15 protein-coding genes are annotated in these 18,890 nt (G+C 67.4%); 12 read left to right on the forward strand and 3 right to left on the reverse strand.

From position 1 onward, the window contains the following. Nucleotide 1: 1 nt before the first annotated feature. Nucleotides 2–1,300: an NtaA/DmoA family FMN-dependent monooxygenase gene (locus CJ177_RS39955; RefSeq protein WP_095870307.1), complete on the reverse strand. Its 1,299-nt coding sequence runs from the start codon at nt 1,298–1,300 to the stop codon at nt 2–4. Nucleotides 1,301–1,392: 92 nt separating this feature from the next. On the opposite strand from CJ177_RS39955, the gene CJ177_RS39960 reads away from it, so the two are divergent. After that, nucleotides 1,393–2,904, forward strand: coding sequence for an ATP-dependent DNA ligase (locus tag CJ177_RS39960; protein ID WP_095870308.1), 1,512 nt, complete (start codon nt 1,393–1,395; stop codon nt 2,902–2,904). Nucleotides 2,905–2,992: 88 nt separating this feature from the next. Further along, nucleotides 2,993–3,469, forward strand: coding sequence for a hypothetical protein (locus CJ177_RS39965; protein WP_095870309.1), 477 nt, complete (start codon nt 2,993–2,995; stop codon nt 3,467–3,469). A gap of 6 nt (nt 3,470–3,475) precedes the next feature. Here the strand turns inward: CJ177_RS39965 and CJ177_RS39970 are convergent, their stop codons facing one another. Next, nucleotides 3,476–3,958: a VOC family protein gene (locus CJ177_RS39970; RefSeq protein ID WP_061701546.1), complete on the reverse strand. Its 483-nt coding sequence runs from the start codon at nt 3,956–3,958 to the stop codon at nt 3,476–3,478. Between the two features lie 95 nt (nt 3,959–4,053). Here CJ177_RS39970 and CJ177_RS39975 point away from each other — a divergent pair, with 95 nt between their 5' ends. Then, complete coding sequence (locus CJ177_RS39975; protein ID WP_095870310.1) at nt 4,054–4,782, forward strand: SDR family NAD(P)-dependent oxidoreductase; 729 nt, start codon at nt 4,054–4,056, stop codon at nt 4,780–4,782. Here the strand turns inward: CJ177_RS39975 and mddA are convergent, their stop codons facing one another. Then, entirely contained in the window at nt 4,783–5,565 is a 783-nt protein-coding gene (gene mddA / locus CJ177_RS39980) for a methanethiol S-methyltransferase (RefSeq protein ID WP_095870311.1), read from the reverse strand. 134 nt (nt 5,566–5,699) lie between these two features. Here mddA and CJ177_RS39985 point away from each other — a divergent pair, with 134 nt between their 5' ends. The 9 genes from CJ177_RS39985 (at nt 5,700) to CJ177_RS40025 (ending at nt 18,760) form a co-directional block, all read left to right on the forward strand. Continuing rightward, nucleotides 5,700–8,912, forward strand: a complete 3,213-nt coding sequence (locus CJ177_RS39985; protein WP_095870410.1) for a DEAD/DEAH box helicase — start codon at nt 5,700–5,702, stop codon at nt 8,910–8,912. 98 nt (nt 8,913–9,010) lie between these two features. Further along, nucleotides 9,011–9,883 carry a hypothetical protein gene (locus CJ177_RS39990; protein WP_061044466.1) on the forward strand — a complete coding sequence of 291 codons (873 nt, stop codon included), beginning with the start codon at nt 9,011–9,013 and terminating at the stop codon, nt 9,881–9,883. A 36-nt stretch (nt 9,884–9,919) separates the two neighbouring features. Next, nucleotides 9,920–11,239, forward strand: a complete 1,320-nt coding sequence (locus CJ177_RS39995; protein WP_095870312.1) for a DUF2786 domain-containing protein — start codon at nt 9,920–9,922, stop codon at nt 11,237–11,239. A 45-nt stretch (nt 11,240–11,284) separates the two neighbouring features. Continuing rightward, nucleotides 11,285–12,781: a DUF3375 domain-containing protein gene (locus CJ177_RS40000; protein WP_095870313.1), complete on the forward strand. Its 1,497-nt coding sequence runs from the start codon at nt 11,285–11,287 to the stop codon at nt 12,779–12,781. After that, entirely contained in the window at nt 12,778–13,383 is a 606-nt protein-coding gene (locus tag CJ177_RS40005) for a DUF4194 domain-containing protein (protein WP_095870314.1), read from the forward strand. Before CJ177_RS40000 ends, CJ177_RS40005 begins: the two co-directional genes overlap by 4 nt. Further along, on the forward strand, nt 13,380–16,667 hold the full coding sequence (locus CJ177_RS40010) for an ATP-binding protein (protein ID WP_095870315.1): 3,288 nt from the start codon (nt 13,380–13,382) through the stop codon (nt 16,665–16,667). Before CJ177_RS40005 ends, CJ177_RS40010 begins: the two co-directional genes overlap by 4 nt. Beyond that, a complete protein-coding gene (locus tag CJ177_RS40015; protein WP_061044461.1) occupies nt 16,664–17,857 on the forward strand; it encodes a DUF3322 domain-containing protein in 1,194 nt (397 codons plus the stop codon). The genes CJ177_RS40010 and CJ177_RS40015 overlap by 4 nt, the downstream gene beginning before the upstream one ends. Nucleotides 17,858–17,867: 10 nt before the next feature. After that, nucleotides 17,868–18,284: a thioesterase family protein gene (locus CJ177_RS40020; protein ID WP_061044460.1), complete on the forward strand. Its 417-nt coding sequence runs from the start codon at nt 17,868–17,870 to the stop codon at nt 18,282–18,284. A gap of 44 nt (nt 18,285–18,328) precedes the next feature. Beyond that, on the forward strand, nt 18,329–18,760 hold the full coding sequence (locus tag CJ177_RS40025) for a hypothetical protein (protein WP_009474337.1): 432 nt from the start codon (nt 18,329–18,331) through the stop codon (nt 18,758–18,760). The last annotated feature ends 130 nt before the right edge of the window (nt 18,761–18,890 follow it).

Here is an 18,890-nt window from a genome sequence, read left to right on the forward strand (position 1 = left end):
GTCAGTCCCGAGGGGGCAGCGGGGGTAGTTCCAGATTGTCCCGGAACGTGCCGCCCACGTAGTCGTTGCCGACGATTCCGCGGCGCCGTAGTTCGGGCAGCAGGCCGTTGACGACGAAGTCCCGGGTCCGTTCCTCGGCGAGTCCGCCGAGGGAGATGACGTCGAGGACACCCGCGTCGTAGCGTTCCTGGACGGCATCGGCGAGTTGCTCGGGTGTTCCCGCGACCGCCCAATGCCCGGTGTCCTTGGACGCGATGATCAGCTCGCGCAGGGTCCGCCCGGACGCGGCGAGCCGGCTGAAGATTTCGACCCGGCCGCGGCGGCGGTTCACCGACCGGACGTCGGGCAGGACGTCCGCCGGGATCGGCTTGTCGAGCGGCAGCCCGGACAGGTCGATGTCGCCACCGAGCATGTCCTCCAGCCGGATCCGGCCGGCGTCGAGGTCCGTTCCCTCGTCCCGTTCCCGGACCAGCCTGCGCACTTCCCCCTCGGACGCGCCGTAGGTGGCGTGGAAGGAGCTCATGATCAGCGGCAGCCCGTCGGCGCGGCCCAGTTCGGTGGCCCGCGCCCGGATGCTCTTGGTGTAGGTGACGGCGTCCTCGAGGGTGGGCAGCGATGTGAACACGACCTCCGCGAAGCGGGCCCCGAGTTCCACGCCGGCCGCGGATTGGCCGGCCTGGAATTGCACGGGACGGCGCTGCGGCAGCGGCGGGATGTTCAACGGTCCCTTCACCGTGAAGTACGTGCCCGCGTGGTCGATCGGCCGCACCCGATCGGCGTCGAGCGTGGTTCCCCCGGCACCGTCGGACGTCAGTGCCCCGGGTTGCCAGCTGTCGAACAGCGCGTTGATGACCTCGAGGGATTCCGTGGCGCGGGCGTAGCGTTCCTCGGGGCTCGGCAGGTCGCGGTCGCTGTAGTTCTCCTCGCCCAGTGAGGACGTGACGGCGTTCCAGGCGGCGCGACCGTTGCTGACGTGGTCGAGGGTGCCGAACAGCCGCGCGAGGTTGTAGGGGTGGTGGAACGTGGTTGTCACCGTCGCGATCAGCCCGACGTGCGAGGTCACGGCGCTGAGCGCCGACAGGAAGATCAGCGGTTCCTGCGCGCCGATCGCGCCCTGCGCCCCGAAACTGAGCAGGTCGGCGGCGAACAGCGCGTCGAACTTGTTCGCCTCGGCGATCTTCGCGATCTCGATCGACGACGCGACGGTCGACTGCTGCGGATCGATGGCGGCGGCATAGGTGCTCACGGCGCCGCTGACTCCCGTGACCGTTTTCAGCGGCCGGCGACGTGGGGTGCTCATCGTCGAAGCCTAGGAACGACGGCCGGGTCGGCCCAGCGTTTCGATCAGGCGGATTCTGACCGCCCACGGGACGTTCCGGTTACCGTCGGGGTGTGCTGTTCTCGCAGATCGTCGCGACGTCCCGGGACGTGGGGGCCACCCGGTCGCGCAAGGTGAAGGTCGGGGCGCTGCGCGAGGTCCTCACCCAACTGGAGCCGCCCGAGGTGGAACCGGTGGTGGCGTGGCTGTCCGGGGAGCTTCGGCAGGGACGGATCGGGATCGGCTGGCGGACGATCGCCGACATTCCCGCCACCCCGGCCGACGTGCCGTCCGTGACGGTGTCGGAACTCGACGGGACCGTCACCGCCGTCGCCGGGATCTCCGGCTCCGGATCCGCCGCTCGTCGACGCGAACTACTCGCGGATCTCTTCGCCCGCACCACCGCCGACGAGCGGGACTTCCTGCTGCGGCTGCTCACCGGGGACCTTCGTCAGGGCGCGCTCGAAGGGGTGATGACCGACGCGATCGCGGCGGCCGCCGATCTTCCCGTCGAACCGGTGCGCCGGGCGTTCATGCTGTCGGGACGGCTGCCCGCGACCGCGGTCGCGGCGTTCGACGGCGGGGTGGACGCCCTCACCGCGTTCCGGCTGGAGGTGGGTCGTCCGGTCCGGCCCATGCTCGCCTCCCCCGCTGAATCACTCACCGACGCGTGGACCGAACTCGGCGGCAACGTCAGCGTCGAATACAAACTCGACGGCGCGCGGATCCAGGTGCACCGCAACGGCGACGAGGTGCGCATCTTCACCCGCACCCTGCGTGAGATCACCGGCAGCGTGCCGGAACTCGTCGCACTCGTCGCCGGCCTGCCCTGCACGTCGGCGGTGTTCGACGGGGAGACGCTGGCGCTCACCGACAGCGGCCGGCCCCGACCGTTCCAGGAGACGATGAGCCGCTTCGGCGCCGAGTCCGCCCGCGACCTGCTGCTGCACCCCTATTTCTTCGACTGCCTGCACCTCGACGGCGTCGATCTTCTCGACGCGCCGTTGGAGGAGCGGCTGGACGCGCTGGAACGCGTTGCCCCGCAACACCGCATCCCCGGGCTGATCCGCCCCGACAGCGACGGCGCCGCAACCCATTTCGACGATGCCCTCGCCGCCGGTCATGAAGGAGTGATGGTCAAATCGCTCGCCGCACCGTATGCGGCGGGGCGGCGGGGCCGCGCCTGGCAGAAGGTGAAACCGGAGCACACACTCGATCTGGTGGTGCTCGGCGCCGAATGGGGTTACGGGCGGCGCACCGGCTACCTGTCCAACCTGCACCTCGGTGCGCGGGATCCGGACGGCGGCGAACCGATCATGGTGGGCAAGACGTTCAAGGGCCTCACCGACGCACTACTGCAGTGGCAGACGGACGAATTCCCACGCCATGAACGCAGCCGCGACGACCACACCGTGCACCTGCACCCCGACCTCGTCGTGGAGATCGAACTCGACGGCGTCCAGGTCAGCACGCGCTACCCCGGCGGACTCGCGCTGCGATTCGCGCGGGTCCTGCGCTACCGCCCCGACAAGACCGCCGCCGACGCCGACACCATCGACGCCGTGCGTGCCCTGCTGCCGGGCTGACGGCGCTCGCTCGACCTGCGTGGCGAGCGAGTGCGCGGTAACCTCCCCGGCACAGATTATGGACGCCGTGCTGCGAGGGGGTCGACTGGTGAACTTCGTTTTCCGTTTCGTGCCGTCCCCCGTCGAGCGCACCGTCCGGAAGGCGGCCTCGGCCGCCGAGGGACCGGTCCGCGTCGCCGTGTGCGCCGTGACCGTGCCGATCGAGGTCGCGAAGACGTCGTTTCACATCCTCCGGCTCACCGAGGAACTGCTCGAGGAGGTCGTGTTCCTGCTGCGGACGATGCGGCCGGTGGTCGAGGCGGTGAGCACCACTCAGCAGTCCGACAATTTCGATACGGTGTTCCGGACGCTCGAACAGATCCAGCAGTCGGCCGACGCGATTGCCCGCACCCCGATCGGGGTCGTCCGGAGCGTGTTCGCGCCGGCCCGTCCGTCGCCCGAGCAGGTCGACTATCACCCCACGATCATCGACGCCGAGCCGGCGAAGCCGTCCGGCGTGGCGGTCCGGATCGCGTCCGTCACCGTGACGGCGCCGAGCATCACGTTCGGCAGGCCGAAACGCTGACCCGGTCTACCGTCCGGGAAAGAAGTCCGCGCTCTGCACGTAGTCCATTGCGGCGGTGAACGTCGGGTCGCTCATGCGCCTGGTCATCTCCGCCTCGTCGACGTCCTCGATGTGGGTCTGGACCCACCAGAGGTTGCCGAACGGGTCGCGGACGCGTCCCACGACGTCGCCCCAGAACAGGTGCGTCGCCTTCGTCACCAGCGTGCCGCCGGCCGCGACGGCCTGCGCGAGCACCGCCTCGGCGTCGTCGACGTACAGGCGGAGGAACCCGGGCGTCGGCGGCCAGTCGGGTCGCGCGTCGAACATCATCACGACGGCGTTCCCGATCCTCACCTCCGCGTGCCCGATGGTGCCGTCCTCGCCCACCATCCGTCCGAGTTCCTCGCCGTCGAACGCCGCCTTCACGTAGTCGATGAGTGCGGCGGTGTCGCGGGAGATGATCCACGGCGTGACGGTGGTGTAGCCCTCGGGAATCGGATCGACGGTCATGCGGTCCTCCTGCGTCGGCGAATCGGTTTCTCTCACCGTAGGACCGATAGCGGTCAGCTTTGGTCCGCATTTGATCGCCCGGATACGCTCGTATCGTGTCCGAACACATCCTCGTCACCGGCGGATCCCGCGGCATCGGCGCAGCGGTGGTGCGCCTCGCCGTCCATCGCGGCTATGAAGTCACGTTCACGTTCCAGAACGACGACGAGGCCGCGGAGCAACTCGTCCACCACTGCGGTGTCCGCGCCACCGCCGTGCGGGCAGACGTACGCGACGCGGATGAGGCCGTCGCCGTCGTCGACGCGGCCGACCAACGCGGTCAGCTGGTCGCCTTGGTCAACAACGCGGGGACGACCGGTCCGCTCGGCACGTTCCTCACCACCCCGGACGCCATGGTGCGGGAGGTGTTCGACGTCAACGTCTTCGGAGCGATGGCCTACGCCCGCGCGGCAGCCGAGCACTGGATCCGGCAGGGACGCCCCGGCGTCATCGTCAACCTCAGCTCGATCGCGGCCCGCACCGGCGCACCGGGCGAATACGTCGGGTACGCGGCCTCCAAGGCGGCCGTGGACAGTTTCACGACGGGACTCGGGCGAGAACTGGCGAGCGCGAACATCCGCGTCGTCGGTGTCGCGCCCGGTACGACGGACACCGACATCCACGCCGCTGCCGGCGATCCGGGACGACCCGGGCGAGTGGCCGGGAAGGTGCCACTCGGCCGGGTCGCGGAGCCCGAGGAGATCGCCGAAGCGGTGTTGTGGGCGCTGTCGCACCAGGCGTCCTACGTCACCGCCACCACGATCACCGTCGCCGGCGGTCTCTAACTACCGTGGTTGTGCGCCGCACCTCGGGACGAGCATCGGCACCCGCTTGCGGTAGTTGCGGTAGTCGTCGCCGAACGTGTCGACCAGATCGTGTTCCTCGAAACGCACCGCCACCAGGATGAAGCCGGTGGTCCCGACGGCGAACAGCAATCGGCCCCAGGTCATGGTCGGCGCCACCCAGAACGCGATGATGAAGCCGGCATACAGCGGGTGCCGGATCACCCGGTACAGCAGAGGTGTCCGAAAGTGGCTGGGCAGAACCGACTTCCCGCTCTGATTGCGCAGCACCTGGCGCACCCCGAACAGATCGAAGTGGTCGATGGCGAACGTCGCCGCCAGCACGAGGGCCCACCCGCCGAGCGACACGGCGTAGATCACGACACGGACCCAGTCGGTCTCCACGTCCCAGATCTGCTCGGGCAACGGACGCCACTGCCACATCAGCAGCGCCAACGCGGCCGTGGCGAACAGTACGTACGTCGAGCGCTCCATCGGTTGGGGGACGATCCTGGTCCAGCGCTTCTTGAACCAGGGCCTGGCCATCACCGAATGCTGCATGGCGAAGATCGTCAGCAGCACCACGTCGATGACCACGGCGACGGCTACGGGGGCGTCGGGGCCGTCGTTGATCGTGTGGGGCACCACGAGCCCCTCGACCCATCCGATCGCGTACAGGAACACGATCAGGAACGTGACGTACACGAGCGTGCCGTACACGGTGATCAGTGTTCGCGCGACTCCACCAGTGCGATGTTTCTGGTGTGCTTCGACCATCTCGGCCATGATGTTCTCTCCGATCCATGGGTTTCCCCCGACGCTCCGAAGTCTCCGATCGGGGCGGGGCCGGAACAAGGAACCCTGGGGTGGGAGTGGCTGCACCCCGCGACCGTGTCGGATCGGTTGACTACTCTGTGGCCATGCTTCCCGGGGACTTGCGCGACATCGACGTGGCGTCGATCAAGGCGGTCCTCGGCACCACCACGTACACCCGCGGCGAGCAGTACGCCCGCGACCACGCGGTGATCCAGATGTCCTGGGATCCGGCAGCCAAGGAGCTGTGGGGTGAGGTGGCGGGCACGGCGAGGGAGCCGTACTCGGCGTCGGCGTTCGTCGCAGCGGTTCCCGGCCGCACGGTGTACCGGTACGGGATCTGCACGTGTCCGGTCGGGATGAACTGCAAGCACGTCGCGGCCCTGCTGATCACGGCGATGAAACAGGCGAGGTCCCAGGCCCAGGCGGCGGTCGCGCCCACCTGGGAACGCTCGCTCGGCTCCCTGCTCACCGCAGACCCCTTCGGCGACTCCGGCGGGCGTTCGCCGCTCGCCATCCAGTTCCGGGTCCAGGCGTCGGCCACCGACGCGGCACCCCAGTTGCTGGTGCGGCCCGTCCAGCCCGGCAGCAAGGGCTGGATCGTCGGCGGGCTGGCGTGGAACAAGCTGGGCAGCCAGTTCCAGCATCCCGCCGAGCAGATCCGGGTGTTGCACGAAATTCATCTGCTGTCCGTGGGGGGTCTGACGTACCGCCGCCAGAACCACACCGATCTCGATCTCAGCGTCTTCCCCAGCCGCCAGCTGTGGTCGCTGCTCGACGAGGCGGCCCGGGTCGGTGTGGAGCTCATCCACTCCTCCAAGCGGCTGGGCTCGCTCACCCCCTACCGCTCGGCGGAGGTCTGCCTCGACGCCACCCGCGACGATTCCAGCGGCGCGCTCGCCGTGCGCCCGGTGGTCCGCGTCGACGGCGAGCCCGTCGACGCAGTGACCGTCGGCTTCATCGGAGTCCGGGCCCACGGCCTGTTCTACGTCGACGCAGACGACCGCATACACCTCGCGCGCCTCGGCTCCGTCGTGCCCGGCCCCTTGCAGGATCTGGTGCGCCGCCGCACGCCCATCGAGGTTCCCGCCGCCGAAGAGTCCCGTTTCCTGACGGACTTCCTGCCGAAGCTGCGCAACCTGGCCACCGTGATCTCCTCCGACGGCTCGTTCGTCCCACCCGCGATCTCCGAGCCCACCCTGGTGATGCAGGCGGAGTATCTCCCCGACCATGAGGTCGCCGTCGACTGGGAATGGTTGTACACCGTCGGCGACGACGAGCACCGTGCGCCGCTGACTGCCCGGACCCCCGGCGACGAGTACCGGAACGACGCCCGCGAGCGCGCACTTCTCGACGAGCTCGACATCGCCTGGGACAGATACGGGTTGGGGTCGGGCGGTCCGGAATCGACGGCGCTGCGCGGGCTCGACACGATGCGGTTCACCACCGAGGTCCTGCCCCTGCTCCACGGCAAGTCCGACGTGTCGATCGACGTCGTGGGCGAACCCGCCGACTACCGGGAGGCCGGCGATTCCCTGGCCATCGGGGTGTCCGTCACCGCATCCGAGGGCGGCACCGACTGGTTCGACCTCGGCGTCACCCTCACGGTGGAGGGCCGGGACGTGCCGTTCGACCAGGTCTTCTCGGCGCTGGCAGCGGGGAGGACCGAGTTGCTGCTGCCCGACGGCGCCTACTTCTCCCTCGACAAGCCGGAACTCCACACGCTGCGCAAGCTGATCGACGAGGCGCGCGCCCTCCGCGACCGCGCGGACGGGACGTTGCGGCTGAGCCGTTTCCAGGCGAGCCTGTGGGACGAGTTCGCCGCACTCGGCACCGTCGAACGTCAGGCGACGCAGTGGCGGCAGCAGGTGGACGGCCTGATGGCGCCGACCACCATCGGGCCTTCGGAAGCCCCCAGCACGCTCGACGCCCAGCTACGGCCGTACCAGGTGGAGGGTTTCCGCTGGCTGGCCTTCCTGTGGGAGCACGGGCTCGGCGGCATCCTCGCCGACGACATGGGGCTCGGCAAGACGCTGCAGGCGCTGGCGTTGATCTGCCATGCGCGGCAGTCGAATCCGGCCGCGCCGCCGTTCCTCATCGTCGCCCCGACCAGTGTCGTGTCGAACTGGGAGTCCGAATCGGCCCGCTTCGCCCCGGGCGCGAATGTCGTCGCGATCTCCGACACCCAATCCCGCAGGCGCGTCCCCTTCGACGAACTGGTCGAGGGTGCCGACATCGTCGTCACCTCGTACACCCTGTTCCGCTTGGAGTTCGACGCCTACGCGGAGGCCGCGTGGTCGGGGATGATCCTCGACGAGGCGCAGTTCACCAAGAACCATCAGTCCAAGATCTACCAGTGCGTCCGCCGGCTCGAGACTCCGTTCAAGCTGGCCATCACCGGCACGCCGATGGAGAACAACCTGATGGAGCTGTGGTCGCTGCTGTCGATCACCGCCCCGGGTCTGTTCCCGAACCCGGCCCGGTTCACCGACTACTACCGCAAGCCGATCGAGAAGCAGGGCGACACCGAACTTCTGGCGCAGCTGCGCCGCCGGGTGAAGCCGCTGATGCTGCGCCGCACCAAAGAGCAAGTGGTGAAGGACCTTCCGGCCAAGCAGGAGCAGGTGCTCGACGTCGAACTGCACCCGCGGCACCGCAAGGTCTACGACACCCACCTGCAGCGTGAGCGGCAGAAGATCCTCGGCCTGCTCGCCGACGTCGACAAGAACCGCTTCACGATCCTGCAGTCGCTCACCCTGCTGCGGCAGCTGAGCCTCGACGCCGGTCTGGTGGACGCCGAGTATCACGACGTCCCGTCCGCGAAGGTGGACGCCCTGCTCGAGCAGCTCGCCGACGTCGTCGCGGGCGGTCACCGGGCACTCGTCTTCAGCCAGTTCACCGGGTTCCTCGGCAAGATCCGCGACCGGCTCGCGGACGCCGGGATCGCGCACAGCTACCTCGACGGCAGCACCCGTCGTCGCGGGGATGTGCTCCGCGAGTTCAAGGAGGGCGCCGCCCCGGTGTTCCTGATCAGCCTGAAGGCGGGTGGCTTCGGGTTGAACCTCACGGAGGCCGACTACTGCTTCATCCTCGACCCGTGGTGGAACCCGGCAACGGAGGCCCAGGCGGTCGACCGGGCGCATCGCATCGGGCAGACGCGGAACGTGATGGTGTATCGCCTGATCGCGAAGGACACGATCGAAGACAAGGTGATGGCGCTGAAGGCGAAGAAGTCGGCGCTCTTCGCGAGCGTCATGGACTCCGACACCCTGCTCAGCTCCAGCCTCGACGCCGACGACCTCCGCGGGTTGTTCGAGTGACCTGACCGACAGACTTCGCCTTATGCCTCCGCTGCTGTCGGGGTGTTCTGATATGAATGCGTTCGCCGCCGTGAACCCACTCGCACCGAGGAGAGCCTGTGAGCGAGTACCAATACTTCGAGTTCCTCGCGGTCGACAAGCCCTTGAATACGCGGATGCAGTCCGAGGTACGCACGCTGTCGACCAGGGCAGTGATCACGCCGACCAGCTTCACCAATACATATCATTTCGGCGATTTCCACGGCGATCCATGCGCAATGATGCGCAAGTACTATGACCTGCACATCCACGTCACGAGCTGGGGCACCCGCCGTCTGATGGTGAAGGTGCCGGCGAAGTCGCTCTCGGGAGGCGTGGCCGACTACACGCTCGAGCCTTACCTCACGTCCGAGGCGACCGGGAAACATCTCCTCTTCGACTTCACCAGCGAGGACGACTCGGCCGACTACACAGAAGAGGCCGAGGGCTGGATGGCGTCCCTGGCGCGGGTGCGCGACGAGATCGCGATGGGTGACGCGCGTCCGCTGTACCTCGGATGGTTGGCGGCGATAGGGACGTCGCAACGCAACGAATGTGCGTTCGACACCGAATGGGAGCACGAACTCGAGCCCGCAGCACCCGCCGGTCTCGGTGACCTCACCGGACCTCAGCAGGCTCTCGCCGACTATCTTCGAATCGACACCCCTTTGCTGGCCGCGGCCCAGGAGGGTAGTTCGGCCCTACCCTCGAAGGCCCAGATGACCGCGGCACTGCGCAAGCACATCGCGAAGCTACCCGAATCGACCAAGAACAGGCTTCTGCTCGCCGTCGCTCACGGTCAGCATGCGGCGGTACTGGCGGAATTAGCCCGCGTGACCGGCGATGATCGTCGGAACGACCACGAGCCGCGTACCGTCGTCGCGCTGCTCGACCGCGCCGACGAGCTGCGCCAAGCATCCCACCGGCGGCGCAGCCTGTCCGCAGTCCGATGACCTCAGACAGAATTCACCCCGAGCGAGGAGGGCGCCGTGAGCCGCAACAGCCAGCAGAACCGTGCCGCACGCAAACGCAAGAAGCAGCAGCGTAGCGGGACACGTCACCATCGTGAGTTCCGTCCCGACTTCGACGCCGAGTCGCTGGTGTTCGCGGGAATCGAGTTCGCGTTCGGGCCGTCGGCGAATGCGGAGTCGCTGAGCCGGACAGTCGGCAAGCTGGCAGAACTCGACGGTTCCGGATCTGCGGCTGCTCTCCTGGATCGAGCCTCACAGATGCTCGACGCGTCGATGGACCACGCGTTCGACTCGGGATGGCAGCCGGCGGAGCTGGTGCACGCGGTGCGACGGGAATTCGGTGCGCGCACCGCCCGGCTGACGGTTGCCGCGATCGGCTCGCATGCAAGCCGCACCTCGGCGCACAAGAGCGCCCCGGAGCCGTGGCGCGAGCAGCTCGACGAGCTGAACATCGGCGCCGATGTCGCACCTGCCCGCGGCCGGCTGTCCGCCTGGCGTGCGGCGGAGAACGCCGAGGCGACCGACACCTGGACGGCGATCCTGTCGCTTCTCGGCTTCTGCAGCTATCTGGTCCCCATGACGCCGCTGATGGCCACCCCACCGAACTGGGTCGCCGGGGCGGCGGCGTCACGGCCCGCCAAGCACGGTCCCGAACCCAAGGTGCTGTCGCGAATCCGCGGTCTGTTGGCCAAGGCCGAAGCAACCACGTTCGCCGAGGAGGCAGCGACCCTCTCGGCGAAGGCGCAGGATCTCATGACCCGGTATGCGATCGACAGCGCTGTGGTCGACGCCGAGGCGCACACCTCACTGAGCGATCAAGTGGTCACGCGCCGATTGCTCGTCGACAACCCGTACCCCGAAGCGAAAGTGCAGTTGCTGAACTGTGTCGCGGACTCCAATAGCGTCCGTGTCCTCTGGCATCAACGATTCGGCCTCGTCAGCATGGTCGGGATGCCGATCGACTTGGATCTGTGCGAAATGCTGTTCACTTCGCTGCTCGTTCAGGCTTCGCACGCGTTGAGTGAGGCGGGCGGTGACCGGGTGAAGCGCTCACCCAGCTTCCGCCGATCGTTTCTGCTCGCGTTCGCCTCCCGGATCGGGGAACGGCTGGCGATCGCCCGGGAACAAGCCGGTCGCGACGCATCCAGTCAGTACGGCAAGGAGTTGGTGCCGATCATGACCGAACGCACCGAGGCGGTGGGTTCGGTGTTCGAGAAACAGTTCCCGTCCGTCGTCACGACGTCACATTCGGTGACCAACGCGCACGGTTGGCAGGCGGGCCGCGTGGCCGCTGAGTTGGCAGACCTCAGCGGTGGGCGGGAACGAATCGCCGAATGAGCCAGGGCACGATGTGTCCAGCTCGAAGACCACGAGAGGAAACCGATGTCCATCACCGCCGACGTTCATCGGCTTCTTCGTCTGCGCCAGGACCACGCAGCCTGGACATTGCTGCGTGCCGATTCGGCGCCGGCAATTCTGGCGCTGTTGGGCCGTCACTTCGAGCATGGGACCCGCCGCCTCCCGGCTCCGGAACTCTTCGCCCGCTTGGACTCCGACCTTCAGACCATGCGCGACGAGGGCCTCGACTTCCCGCGAACCGGTCAGGCGTACTGCACCGAGTGGGTGCGGTCCGGATACCTGCTCCGACGAGCAGCGGCCGGTACCCGTGAGGAGACCCTGGAACCGACGGAGGGCGCGTTCGCCGCGATGGCCTTCGTCGCAGGCTTCACCAGCCAGGCGAGTTCGGCAACCGAATCCCGCCTGACCACGCTCTCCACCCAGTTGCAGGCCCTCGCGCGGGATTCCGATCCCCGCGCGGAAACCCGTCTCGCCGCGCTGCTGGCCGAACGGGCGTCGATCGATCAGCAGGTCGCCGCGGTGGAGTCGGGAGTCTTCCCGGTCCTCGACGGCGAACGCGCCGTCGAGCGTTCTGCCGAGATTCTCGCGCTGGCCTCGGAGGTTCCCGCGGACTTCGCCCGGGTTCGCGCCGAACTCGAGGAACTGAACCGCGATCTGCGAGCCCGCATCCTCGATGACGACGGTGACCGCGGCGACACTCTGGGCGATGTGTTCCGCGGGGTCGACCTGATCGGAGATTCCGATGCCGGCCGCAGCTTCACTGCCTTCTACGACATGATTCTCGATCCGGCCCGATCGTCTCAAATCGACGAGTGGATCGATGTAGTGCTGCAGCGGCCGTTCGCCGCGATGTTGACCCACGATCAGAAACGACGGTTCCGGGCGTTGCTGACCGAGATGGAAACCGCCGGCTCCGAAGTGCATTCGACGATGACATCCCTGTCCCGGTCGTTGCGTCACTTCGTCCAGTCGCGTCACTACGAGGAGCACCGCCGGTTGCAGCGGTTGCTGCGCAGCGCGCAGCAGAGTGCTGTCGCCGTGGCCACACGTCGTCGCCCCTACGACCTGCTCGACCTCGAACTGGTGCGCGTCGGTATGAGCATCGAATCGGTCACAGCTCTTCGCCTGCACAACCCCGCCGACAACCTCGTCACCGAACCGGTGCTGACCCACGACGCCGGGACCGTCGATCTCGACGAACTTCGAAAGCTCGTCCGAGAATCCGAGATCGATATGGACGAACTGTCCGACAACGTCGCGGCGACGCTCCGTGCGCATGGTCGCGCCACGATCGGTGACGTCCTGCGCGAATACCCGGCCACTCAAGGACTCGCGAGCGCAGTCGGACTGATGGTCCTCGCCACCCACCACGGGCACGCGATCGACGGCACAGAGGACATCCACTGGATCTCGGGAGCCGGAGTATCGCGTCGGGCGACAATTCGTCGTCGCCTGTTCGATCCTGCTTCCGACGAGTTCACCACTCGTCGGGCGTTCGCACCCACGGGGAGCTCGACATGACGGACGAGCCGACGACCGGCGGCCATTACCCCGGGGACACCGGCGAACTGGACCTCGAGACGCGGCGCGCATTCGTGCAGCTACTCAAGGGCCCTCTCGTCACCGCGGCCAAACATCCCGAGGTGTGGCGCGCGGTGATCCGGGACGAGCGACTCCTCCGGTCCCGACTCGCCGACGTCTTCCTCGATCTCGTCATCGACGACGAGAACGAGCTGGCATTCACCCGCCCGCCCGAGACCGGCAATGCCAACACCCCCACGGTGCTGCGCACCGAGCGTCTGACATTCATGGACACGGTCATGCTGCTCGCATTGCGCCAGCGTCTGCTCCGCGCGCAACCCGGCGAACGGGTGATGGTCGACCTCGACGAACTGCGCGAACAGCTCGAGCTGTATCGCACGGCCGGCGACACCGACCCGGCCGGCTACGCGAAGCGCGTCAACGCGTCGTGGAAGAAGCTCGACAAGTATTCGCTGCTAAGGAAGACGTCGACCGATGACCGGATGGAGGTCTCACCGGTGTTGCGGCAGCTGTTCGATGCCGAACAGGTCGCTCTCGTCGAAGTGGAGTTCCGGCGCATTCTGGAGGAGGACACACCGTGATCCATCCCGGTCAGCGCCGTCTCGCGCGCGTTCAGGTCGTCAACTGGGGGACCCTGCACGGCCATCACGATCTTTCCGTGGCCCGCAAGGGTTTCCTGATCACCGGCAATTCCGGCTCCGGCAAGTCCACGCTCATCGATGCGATCTCGGCTGTGCTCGTCCCGGGCAATCAACTGCGGTTCAATGCGGCCGCGCAGGAGGCCACGAACTCGGGACGCAACTTCGTCACGTACATCCGTGGCGCGTGGCGGCGGGAGGCGGGCGCCGACACCGACGGTCTGGTCGCCTCGTACCTGCGCACCGGCGCGACGTGGAGTGGGATCGCCCTGACCTACCGCGCCGGCCCCGACGATCCGCCGATCACCCTCGTCAAGCTCATGCATCTGGGGCGGGGGCAGAACGCCGCAGCGGACGTCACCCACCTCCATCTGATTCTCGAACACGAACTCGATCTGACCGACTTCGCGTCGTTCACGACGCGCGGCATCGATACGAGGGCCATCAGGAAGCGGTGGCCGGAGTCGACGGTCAGCCCGGCGTACGGGCCGTTTGCCCGTAGCTTCCGCTCCCGCCTGGGTATTTCGTCGGAGGGCGCTCAGCGCCTGCTGCACCGCACCTTGTCGGCGAAGAGCCTCGGCAGCCTCGACCAATTGTTCCGCGACTACATGCTCGACACTCCGAACACCTTCGCGATGGCCGAACGTGCGGTCAACCAGTTCCACGACTTGCAGGAGGCCCACCGGGTCGTCGTCGACGCGCGGCGTCAGGTGGAGATGCTCGCACCGCTGGTCGATCTTGCCGACACCCGGCAACGCGGGCTTCAGTCCCTGCGCGACACGGACGAGGAGAACGCGCATCTCGGAGCGGTTCACGCGGAGATGACCTTGTCGCTCCTGCGCGGTGAATGCACTGAACGCCATGCCCTGACGCCTCTGCTGGAGGCGGGTGCGAGCGAAGCCACCGCCGCTGCCGAGCGTGCACGGCAGGAGACCCTCGATCTGACCATGAAACTCGAGGGCATCGGGGGCGGCAGACTGGCCACCCTCCACGCGCAGCGAGACACGGAACTGAAGACGTTGGCGCGCGTGCGGACCAGGCGTGATCAGATCGCCGAGGCGGTGTCGGCCTGGGAAGGAACCGTTCCGGAGACCTCCGAGGAGTTCGCGCGACTGCGCGGGCAACTCGAGGATCAGGCGCGTCAGGCCACCACCGCCCACGAGGAACGGCACGGCGCCCGCTACGCGCTCGCCGAACAGCGCGGCACTGCGCAGAAGGAGCGCGCGGCGCTGATCACCGATCGTGAGATCGTCGCCCGCAAACGCTCCAATATCGATCCGAGTCTGCTCCGCGCGCGCGAGTCGATCTGTTCCGCCGCAGGTGTTCCGGACGACGCGGTGCCCTTCGCCGGTGAGTTGATCGCGGTGCGGGACGAATACTCCGAGTGGACCGGACCCATCGAGCGAGTCCTCGGCGGCCTCGGCCGAACCCTGCTCGTCCCGGACGACGTGTATCCGGCGGTTGCCGCGGCCGTTGATGCCACCCACCTCGGCGCGCGCCTCGTGTATCGCCGAGTACGGGTGGGTGTCACACCGTCGGCGGTGCCGAAGACCGGGGCGTTATCGCTGGTGCGTCGCGTGGAGGTCGCCGACGGTCCGCTCGCCGCGTGGATCCACCACCATCTCGCCGACCGCTACGACTATGCGTGCGTCGACACCGCTGCCGGCTTCGCGGATCACGTCCGCGCCGTGACACGCGCCGGGCAGGTCAAGCACTCCGCCGAACGACACGAGAAGGACGACCGCAGCCGCATCGACGATCGCCGGCGGTGGGTTCTCGGATTCGACAACGAAGCCAAACTCGAGGACATTCGCCGGCGAATCGCAGATCTCGATGTCACGATCGCAGGTGCGACGAGCCGACTCGACGCGCTGGATCGTGAGGACCAGCAGATCGCCGTGCAGAATCGCGCAGCGCAGACAGTCCTCGATGCGCAGTGGGTGGATGTCGACGTGAGCGGTGCGCAGGCTGCCGTCGACGCTGTCGAGAGCCGTCTCGAATCATGGCAGCAGGACAACCCGGAGCATTCTGCGGTGTCGGTTGCCCTCGAGCTCGCCAAGAAGGCGGAGAACGAGGCCGACGCAGCCCGGCGTCAGGCGGATACTGCGTTGACGGTGCATCGAACTGCGGTGACGGAACTCGAGACGCGGATCGCGCGGGCCGAGCTCGACGCGGATGATGCGGCTCCCGATGCTGTCGCCGCGCGGATCAGGGCGCGATTCCAGAAATTCGCGCGCCGGGTCACGTCGGACAACATCGACAAGGCGCTGTTCGAGGTCGGCCAGGGTATCGGCAAGGACAGGGCTGACGCACAGAACGCGGTGTCTGCCGCCGACGCGTCGATCGTCAGGATCCTCTCCCAGTATCTGGCGCGTTGGGAGTCTCGCGGCGGTGAGCTGCGGATTGACGCCGAATACGTCGACGACGCACTGACGATCCTCCAGCGCCTGCGCTCCGACGGTCTTCCCCGGTACGAAGATCGGTTCTTCCAGTTGTTGCACGACCAGTCCCACCGCAATATCGGCGAACTCGCTCGCACGATACGCAAGGCGCCCGCCGAGATCCGTTCCCGCATCGACCCGGTGAACCACTCACTGCATCGCTCCGCGTTCGACACCGACCGGTGGTTGCGCATCGATGTCCGCGAGCGACGGTCGCCGGCGGCGGCCGATTTCCTCGACGACCTGACCCGGATCACGAGTGGTGGATGGGACATCGAGCAGCGTCCCGCGGCCGAGGAGAGATTCGAGCGGATGGCGGCTGTGCTGGAGCGCCTGGCGTCGAAGGAACCCGCAGATCAGCGGTGGCAGCGCCAGGTCCTGGACACTCGCCTGCACGTCGGGTTCATCGGCGTGGAGGTCGACGGTGCCGGAGAGGCTCGCAACTACCACGATTCGAGCTCGGGACTGTCGGGCGGTCAGGCGCAGAAACTCGTGTTCTTCTGCCTGGCAGCGGCGTTGCGGTATCAGCTCGCTCCCGACGGCGCAGACCTTCCCCGTTACGGCACCGTCATCCTGGATGAGGCGTTCGACCGGGCCGACTCCGCGTACACACGCCGAGCCCTGGACGTGTTCGCGCAGTTCGGTTTTCACATGGTGCTCGCGACCCCGCTCAAGTTGCTCGGCACACTCGAGGAGTACATCGGCGGCGCTGTGACCGTGAGCATCCGCGACCGGATGCACACCGAACTCAGCCTCATCGAATTCGACGACGTGGGCGCCACATGAGCGTGCGGTGTGTTCTGCCGCCTGCTGCCGCGGCGAAGGCGCTGACCACCTACAGCAGTCGCCGACGTCGCTGGCTGGCCGACCCCGCACTCGCCGAACAGGATTCGCTGACGGTTGCCCTGCATCCGCCGTCCGAGCACCAGATCGCCGAGGATCCCGACACGGTGGTCGCCTGGGTCCGCTCCTGGCGCGGCTACACCGGCGTCGGCCACGTGGACTGGGCGATTCGCCGGTGGCCGAGCTTCGGCACACAGGAGGTGCCGGTGCGACTGACACTGGCCGGGGCTGATCAGATTGCGTCCGCGAGTGGCCGCGAAACCGAATGGCGCGCCCTGGTGATGCGTCGTGATGCGCTTGTCGACCGCCTCGGTCCCGACACTCCGGCGCTGTCGGCGGCGGTTGCCGTGACCGCTGCGAAATGGCTCGACCTCGACGACGACGACTTCGTCAGGCTGACGACCATCGCGCGATGGCTGAGCGACCATCCGAACTCGGGGTATTTCATACGTCAACTTCCCGTTCCGGGTGTCGACACGAAATGGCTCTCGAGTCATCGCGGAATGGTGGAGACTCTGCTCGAGGGCGTTCGCGGCAGCCGGGAACTCGGTATCCGGAGCCTGCCCAACATGCGAGACGTCGCTCTGTGCGATCCCGATCTCCTGATCGGAACTCCGAGGCGCTTCGCGACCTCGCTGGACGAACTCACCGCGTTGCCGCTGGCCCCGGCGCGCACCCTCATTCTCGAGAACAAAGAGGGTCTGCATGCGCTACCTCGGCTGGCGGAAACGGTGGCACTGCACGGTGGCGGGTACACGGTTCACGAGTTGGCCGGAATCCCGTGGGTCGTCGACTCGGAGGTCTGGTATTGGGGAGACCTCGACAGTCACGGTTTCGCCATCCTCGACCGTCTGCGCCGACATCTTCCGCACGTGCGGAGTCTGTTGATGGACACGGACACCCTGAATCGGTGGCGGACCCTCGCGGTCCGCGAGCACAAGCCCACCTTCAACGAGGTCTCTCACCTCACCGAATCCGAAGCCGCCGCTCTGGAGTCGCTGCGCGAGGACGATCTCCGCCTCGAGCAGGAACGCATACCCTGGCCCTACGCCCTGAAGAGACTTCTCGTCACTTTCGGTGCGGGTCAGTCGTCTGCGGCTGCCGACTGCCCTACGTGTCCGGACAGCAAGTAATGTCCGATCCATGCCTCGTTACACGATTGCCCTGCGGAACAACTCCGGACCGGACGCGCCGGCGTCCGTGAGCCGCCATGTGCCGTTCTACTGCGCGCACGAGGCGGCGGGCACGGCGTGGAATCGGGCGCTCGTCGAGGCGTGCGGCGACCTGCTCGACCCGGTCACGCAGACCGCCGTGGTGAGCGTCGTCAGCAACTTCGGACGCGAACTGTTCACCGGCGACGCGGACGTCGTCGTCACCCTGGACCGGATCGGCACCACCTCGCTGACCTTCCTGATCACCCTCCACCAGGACGGCGTGCAGGCTGCGGAGCTGACCGTCGTACTCGTGCACCTCGATTCGAGCCGGGTGAACTCGGCGCCGTGGTCGCCGCCGCAGATCGCGGCGCTCGAGGCGTTGCGTAGCGCTCCGGTCGTCGCCTGACCTCGATCGATCGAAGTTTCAACAACGCGTGATCGGGGCATGTGATGCGTATGAGTATCGAAGACGGGCCCGGTGACACGCTGAGCCCCAGCGAGAGCCTGGACTCCGACGACGTGCGCAACAACGACGGCGACGACGTCGTCGATCCGCCCGACGGGTGGAGTGAGGCCGACAAGTTCGGCACCACGGCGCGCGAGGAGCGGGAGGGTGAGTCCCTCGACGAGAAGTTGTCCGAGGAAGAGCCCGACGTGATGCTCGAGGAGCAGAGCGAGGTGTCGTTGGCGGATCTCCCCGACGACCAGCTGAGCGAGGACGTCGACCGTGTCATCGACGAGGAGGACATCGACATTCCGGTGTTCGGAAACAAGCACGCCGACGTGGTCGAGGGCGTCATCGTGCAGGACTCGCGCACCGACCGGGGGCAGATCGACGGGTCCGCGGAGGACGGCGATTCGTTCTTCACGGTCCTGGACTGACCGGGCCCCCGAAACGGGGCCTACACTGGCACTGATCGCACTCGCGACAGCCACCGAAAGGCCCGACATTACGCAATCCTCCGCTCCGCATGACGTCTACTTCGTACCCCCGGAGCAGGAGACCGCGGAC

It is taken from the genome of Rhodococcus sp. ACPA1 (assembly GCF_002300195.1).
GTDB classification, from domain to species: domain Bacteria; phylum Actinomycetota; class Actinomycetes; order Mycobacteriales; family Mycobacteriaceae; genus Rhodococcus_F; species Rhodococcus_F opacus.

Excerpts from the sequence above, each read along its gene's own strand:
- CJ177_RS39955 (WP_095870307.1), bottom strand. The coding sequence starts at position 1,300 with ATGAGCACCCCACGTCGCCGGCCGCTGAAAACGGTCACGGGAGTCAGC.
- CJ177_RS39970 (WP_061701546.1), bottom strand. The coding sequence starts at position 3,958 with ATGACCGTCGATCCGATTCCCGAGGGCTACACCACCGTCACGCCGTGG.
- mddA (WP_095870311.1), bottom strand. The coding sequence starts at position 5,565 with ATGGCCGAGATGGTCGAAGCACACCAGAAACATCGCACTGGTGGAGTC.
- CJ177_RS39985 (WP_095870410.1), top strand. The coding sequence starts at position 5,700 with ATGCTTCCCGGGGACTTGCGCGACATCGACGTGGCGTCGATCAAGGCG.
- CJ177_RS40000 (WP_095870313.1), top strand. The coding sequence starts at position 11,285 with ATGTCCATCACCGCCGACGTTCATCGGCTTCTTCGTCTGCGCCAGGAC.
- CJ177_RS40005 (WP_095870314.1), top strand. The coding sequence starts at position 12,778 with ATGACGGACGAGCCGACGACCGGCGGCCATTACCCCGGGGACACCGGC.
- CJ177_RS40015 (WP_061044461.1), top strand. The coding sequence starts at position 16,664 with ATGAGCGTGCGGTGTGTTCTGCCGCCTGCTGCCGCGGCGAAGGCGCTG.
- CJ177_RS40020 (WP_061044460.1), top strand. The coding sequence starts at position 17,868 with ATGCCTCGTTACACGATTGCCCTGCGGAACAACTCCGGACCGGACGCG.
- CJ177_RS40025 (WP_009474337.1), top strand. The coding sequence starts at position 18,329 with ATGCGTATGAGTATCGAAGACGGGCCCGGTGACACGCTGAGCCCCAGC.